This is a genomic window from Steroidobacter sp. (assembly GCF_016790065.1).
Classification (GTDB): Bacteria; Pseudomonadota; Gammaproteobacteria; order Steroidobacterales; family Steroidobacteraceae; genus Steroidobacter.
Genome location: NZ_JAEUPY010000912.1, coordinates 1 through 6,091 on the forward strand (window position 1 = coordinate 1; position 6,091 = coordinate 6,091).

Below are 6,091 nucleotides of genomic sequence, written 5' to 3' on the forward strand. Positions count from 1 at the left end.
CGCCCGCCGACGGTGAGCTTGAACTGATCGGTGAGGTCGTAAGTGACCTCGGCGAAGATGGCATCCTGTTTCAGATCCCGATCGTTGTCGTAGATACCGAGAATGTCGTCGACGCCGTTGCCGCGAGGATTGCTTGCTGGATCGAGCAACGTGCCGTAAGTCTCCACCGACTTGCCGTTGGACTTCTCATGAAACACGCCCGCCAGAAATTGCAGCGGCCCTTCCAGTTTGGTGGCCAACCGCACTTCAGCGGACAGCGCCTTGTAAGGGCTGGTGGCCACAACGTCGTAGTAAGAGTTGTAGGAAGATCCGTTGCTGTACTGAGTTGTCGAATCGGTCCACGATACCGACGTGACCGCGTTGGCCCAGCTCAGGTCATAGTCGAGCAGCAAGTTGCTGATGTCGACTTGGTTATAGAACACGTGATCGACACTGCCGCGAAACGCGTGGTCCGGGCTGATGCGAAAGCGGATGTAGCCGTAGCCGTCATCGTAGCCTTGCGACGAACTGAAGCCATGCTGTTCTGATTTCTGACGCAAATGAGTCAGCGTCAGCGCCAGGTCTTCGGTCACTTGCCAACCGAGCGCGATGCGGCCGCCGGTCTGCTCATCGCCGCCGCGATCATTCACGTTGGTCGCGAGGGCCAAGGCCTGCGGACCGAGCAACGTCGCATAGGCCTGCATCTGCGCATTCGATCCAGAGACATTCTTGTAGTAGCCGCTGTTCTCGTATTTGTAACCGACCACGCGCAGCGCGAGGCGATCGTCGACCAGCGGCACATTGAGAATGCCTTGATACATGGTGTTGCCGCCGCCGTCGCCGCTGGTGTCCGAATAGCTAGCGCCGACCTTGCCTTCAAAACGATTCAGCACCGGCGCGACCGGAATCGTCCGCACTGCGCCGCCGAGCGAAGAGTCGCCGAACGACGTGCCTTGCGGACCGCGCAGGATCTCGACACGTTCGATGTCGACGAGTTTGATATCCACACCGCTACCGCCGAGCAACCCGGCCGAGTTGGTGATCGGCGTCTCGCCGAAATAAGTGGCGACCGTGGTACCGGCGCCGAAGTTTTGAGTTTCCGGCGACGTCTCGATGCCACGAATCACGATCGCATTGGCCGACGCACGAGTTTCGATATAGCTGACACCGGGCACCGAGCCGAGATAGTCGGCCATGCCCTTCAAACCACGCTTGGAGATTTCTTCGTTACCGATGGCGGTGATGCTGATCGGCACCGTCTGGATGCTTTCGGCGCGCTTGGTCGCCGTCACCACGATCTCCTCCACCATCACCGGATCTTCGACGCTCGACGAGGTTTTCGCCGTTGCGGGCTTGCGGACCGCGATCGTGTTGCCGTTGAGGTACTCGAACTCGAGGCCGCTATTGGCCAGCAGCTTCTCCAGCGCGGCACGCGGCTGATACTCGCCGACCAGCCGCGGCGACACGATGCCTGCACCATCTTGGGTCTGCAGAATCACCTGGATACCCGCCTGGCGCGCGAACTCGTTGAGCGCATCGCCGATGGGCTGCGCCTGGATGTCGAGCTTGACTGCCGGCTCCGTGCCGTGCGCGTACACCACCGGGTTCAACATCAACATTCCGGCTAACAACAAGGCATTACGACGTCGCATCAGGCTCGCTCCCCAGTTTATCTAGTGGCGGACGCACCGGTCGTTTGCCAGCGACCCTCGGGGTCCGGTAACAATACAGACTGGGATCTGCACCGGCCTGTTTACACGGGTAAACAAAAAGTCCTCGGCACCAGTCTTCTATCTTAAGTGAGCCCAAACAATCGCAACTTGCCGCCCGGGCCTGCCCCGGAGGCGACAGCCGATAGGGATGACGGCGCCACACCGGACGCTATGGGCGATGCCGGTGCCACCCAGCGCGCGTTCGAAACGCTGCGAGCTGGCTTGCATCGTTATCTGCGGCGACGCTTGCGGCATGCGCAGGACGTGGAAGATCTGGCACAAGAGGTCTACTTGCGGCTGCTGCGTTTCACCGACCCGAAGCAGGTGAAGTCCCCGGCGGCGTATCTCTTTCAGGTGGCGTTGCACGTGCTGTACGAGTTTCGCTTGCACCAGAATCGCGGCGTGGTCACGTTCGACTCGACCACTGCGACGGCCGCAGCCGAGCATCTGCCCGACCCCGGCACGCGTCCGGAAGAGGCTCATGAACAGCAGCTGTTACGCGAGCGCTGCAGCGTGTTGATCGAACATCTGCCGCCGATGCAACGGCTGGTGTTGCTACTCACCACTCGCGAAGAACTTTCCAACGACCAGATCGCCGAGAAGCTCGGCATCTCGGCCAGCACTGTGCGCGTCCATCTGTTCCGCGCCATTGCCAACCTCAGGGACGAAGTCTCGAAGGATCGACAACCATGAATACGCCCCGCGACGATCGCGAGCGCCAGTTACGCCAGCAGGCGGCGCAGTGGGTTTGCGACCTGCCCGGCGCGCCGCCGGAAAAGCAAGCCGAGTTCATGCAATGGCTGAAGAGCTCACCGCAGCACGTCAACGAATACCTGCTGACTCAGACGCTGTGGCAGGACATCCGCGACGCAGCCGCTAGCGACTCGACCGATCTCGATGCGCTCACCGCCGAAGTACTCGCGAGCGGCACCGACACCAACGTCGTCCCGCTGCCAACCAGCCGGCCGGAGCCTGTCGCAGTGGCCCCCGCGCCTGCTGAGCGACGACTATCGAAAGGCGCGCTTTGGGGTGTCGCGGCCAGCTTCGCAGTGATGGCGTTCGTCGCCAGCGCATGGATGGGTTGGCGTGCCTACACCGGGCCGACCTATGTCACCGCCGTCGGCGAACAGCGCACGCTGCCGCTGCCCGATGGCTCGCTACTGCAATTGAATACTCACACTCGCGTGCAGATCCGGTTCACGCACCGATATCGTGATGTGCGGCTGTTGGAAGGCGAAGCTTTCTTCAGCGTCCAACGCGACACCGCTCGCCCCTTCCGGGTTCAGTCCGGTGACACCGTGGTTCAAGCGGTGGGCACGCAGTTCAATGTTTATCGCACTGGTGAGCAGACACGCGTAGCCGTGCTCGAAGGTCGCGTGAAGATTTTGGAGCGCGAGGTCGAGCCACAACCCGGTGCGGCTCCGCAGTTACTCGATGCCGGCGAGAAAGCCAGCATCGCGGCGGGGCGGCCCATGATCAAGAAGAGTAACGAGGATGTGGCCGCCGCGGTGAGTTGGCGGCAGCGCAAGCTGGTGTTCAGTGGCGAGCGACTGGAAGCCGTCGCTGCTGAGTTCAATCGTTACAACCAGCGTCACATCGTTGTGGAAGACTCCGCCGCACAGGCCAAGCTGCTGTCCGGCACGTTCAATGCCGACGATCCGGACTCACTGATGTTGTTTCTGGGCCGGCTCGATGACTTGAGCGTGCAAACCACCGACAGCGCGTTTGTGATCCGGGCGCGCTGACTCAGGGCGCTAGCTGAAATTGGACGTTTCGGACCCGACCCGCGTGAATGACAAAGCCAGTCGGTTTACCCGCACTGTCCCGCTGGAACACCAAGCTCCGTAACCACCACGCGCTCGATTCGAATTGATCGCGCACTGTCGGTCGCAACACTACCGGCTCGGTCAGCCATAGCGAGCTGATCGTCAATGCGCCGTCGCGAACCGCCAGACGATACGTCGTGTCCAACTCGGAGCTGCGATAGGAACCGGACAGCTCCTGCAAGTCATTGACTGAGGGCAACGCCACCGTCACGCGACGATACGTGACTTCCCGTCGACCACTGCCGCTCAGCCCACGGATCTCGGTTACGCGACCGCCGCGATCCCAAACCGGCTGGTAGTAATTATTGAAAGCCCGCAGATCGTCGCCGGTGTCGAAAGTACCGTCGGCGCGAGTCACCAATCGCTCCGGCGAAGCGCCAGCGCGCGACGTAATGCCATCGCCTTCCACCCGCAACGATAGCAACGGCCCGAACTCAGTGAGGTAGTCACCGACCAACGCATTTCGTTTCGAGACCGAGATTGGCGCACGCGGTGGCACCAGCGGCTTACCACCGGCATCGCCCAAGTATTCCCGCACGATCGCGTCGACGATGGACGCCATCTCGCCCACCGAGTTACGCAACACCACGACCGCAAAATCCTCAGCGGGAAAGAAATTGAAGTCGCTACGAAACTCGGCTTGCGAGCCGCCATGCGCTACGCCGGCGTGGCCCGCATAGCTCATCGGCGTCAAACCGTAGCCGTACTCCAAGGGCGTACCGTCATCGATCGCGCCCATCTGCACGAACTGTTTGATCAGCTCCGGACTACCCACCACGGGATGCGCAAGGTTCTTCGCCCACAGCAACAGATCCTCAGCCGTGGTGAACAGATCGATCGAGCCCAGCAGGTCGTGATTGTCGAGCGACAGCAGCCAACGGCCCTTGGCCGCGTCTTGCTTATATGAGTTCGCCTTGCCTGGCACCAACTCATGCATGTCGTCGCGAAAGAAACTGCGCGTCATGCCCAGCGGCTTGAAGATGCGCTCGCTGGTGAACTCACGAAACGACTGGCCGGACACAGCCTTCACCAACTCGGCCAACAGAATGTAATTGGTATTGCAGTAGAGATGATCGCTACCAGGCGCAAAGTTCAATGCGCGCTGCGCCTCCACCAGATTCAACACCTGCTGCTGCCGGCGATAATCTTCCTTGGCACGCCCTGCCATGATGAACAGGTTGCCCTCTTCGCGCAGGCCGCTGGTGTGCCAGATCAAATGACGCACGCTGATCTTGGCGCCAAAGTCCGGCACGTAGGGCAAGTAGCGGCGGATGTCGTCATCGAGACCGAGCTTGCCGCCCTGGACCAGCAGCAACACCGCGAACGCCGTGAAGTGTTTGGAAACACTGGCGACGTTGAACTGACTGGCCGGCGTGAGCGCGCGATCTTGCTCGAGATCCGCCATGCCGAACGCACGCGAATAAACGACCTTGCCTTGGCGATACACGCCGACGGCCAGCCCGGGTCGATCTCGCGACGCTTCTTTCGCCAGCAACGCGTCGATGTTCTTAGCGGGATCGCTGCTGGCCAACACGGCCCCGCAGAAAAGCACCGCGAGTCCGCCGATCCAGCCACGCCAACGCATGCTCAACTCCCCTCGTCGCGATACTCGAACGGATCGGTCGCCTGCGGAGCGTTTGGCACCGGCAGGCGCGGCAACGGCTCATCGCGCTCGGCCGCCATCAACAGCATCGACGCCAGAATCACGGTGGCCTGTTTCAAGTCAGGCATTTTCAAATGATCGTAGCTATCCACATCGCTGTGATGAGTGCGGCTGCTGTAGTCCAGCGGATCTTGAATGAACTGGAAGCCCGGCAAGCCGATGTCTTGCATGAAGACGTGATCGGTGCCGCCGGTACGCTTCACCGCGACCTGCGTCGCGCCCATGCTCGCAAACGGCGCCAGCCATTCTTTGAAGATGGGCACGGCGGCGAAGTTACCTTCGGCGTAAATACCGCGCACTTTTCCCGAACCGTTATCAAGGTTGAAGTAACCCGCGAGGTCGCCATAGCCCTGCGATTTCGTAACCGGATATCGCAGACGCCAGGTGTAGAACGGTTCAATGTTGGCTTGCTCTGGATCAGCCAACGGCGCGCGGGTCGCGAAATGCTTCTCGACGTAGTCCTTCGAGCCGAGCATGCCCTGCTCTTCGCCATTCCACAGCACGAAGCGGATGGTCCGTTTGGGCTTGAGCTGCAGCTTCTTCAGGATGCGCGCAGCTTCCATCACTACGACGCTGCCAGCGGCATTGTCCTGCGCCCCATCCGATGCCACCCAGCTGTCGAGGTGCGCTCCAGCCATCACATAGCCAGCCTTACGATCTCGGCCCGGCAGATCCGCAATGATGTTGTAAGCCTTCGTATCGTCATCGTGATATCGCACGCGACTCAGGATCTCGAGCGTCGGCGGTGTATCAGTCTTGGCGAAGCGTGCCAGCTTGCGATAGTCCTCGGCGGCCATTTCGACACCCGGCAGCTTGGGACTCTCACCGACTTTGTAGAGATAGCCATCGCCGTGCACACGGCCGCCATCGCGCCACGCTTCGCTGACCCACGCGAGCGCACCTTCACTCGC

Annotated in this window: 5 protein-coding genes; 2 read left to right on the forward strand and 3 right to left on the reverse strand. The window is 61.1% G+C overall.

Annotated elements, in window-relative coordinates:
- On the reverse strand, positions 1-1,631 hold a 1,631-nt coding region (locus JNL55_RS36360), incomplete at its 3' end, for a TonB-dependent receptor plug domain-containing protein (RefSeq protein ID WP_293866700.1).
- Between the two features lie 147 nt (positions 1,632-1,778).
- Between JNL55_RS36360 and JNL55_RS36365 the strand changes: the two genes are divergently transcribed.
- Together JNL55_RS36365 and JNL55_RS36370 are read left to right on the forward strand one after the other, a co-directional pair.
- Positions 1,779-2,384: an RNA polymerase sigma factor gene (locus tag JNL55_RS36365; RefSeq protein ID WP_293866703.1), complete on the forward strand. Its 606-nt coding sequence runs from the start codon at positions 1,779-1,781 to the stop codon at positions 2,382-2,384.
- Positions 2,381-3,436: a FecR family protein gene (locus tag JNL55_RS36370; RefSeq protein WP_293866706.1), complete on the forward strand. Its 1,056-nt coding sequence runs from the start codon at positions 2,381-2,383 to the stop codon at positions 3,434-3,436. Before JNL55_RS36365 ends, JNL55_RS36370 begins: the two co-directional genes overlap by 4 nt.
- A gap of 1 nt (position 3,437) precedes the next feature.
- Here the strand turns inward: JNL55_RS36370 and JNL55_RS36375 are convergent, their stop codons facing one another.
- A complete protein-coding gene (locus tag JNL55_RS36375) occupies positions 3,438-5,102 on the reverse strand; it encodes a serine hydrolase domain-containing protein (protein WP_293866709.1) in 1,665 nt (554 codons plus the stop codon).
- A gap of 2 nt (positions 5,103-5,104) precedes the next feature.
- Positions 5,105-6,091, reverse strand: a 987-nt coding sequence (locus JNL55_RS36380) for a M20/M25/M40 family metallo-hydrolase (RefSeq protein ID WP_293866712.1), incomplete at its 5' end; no start/stop codon positions are given.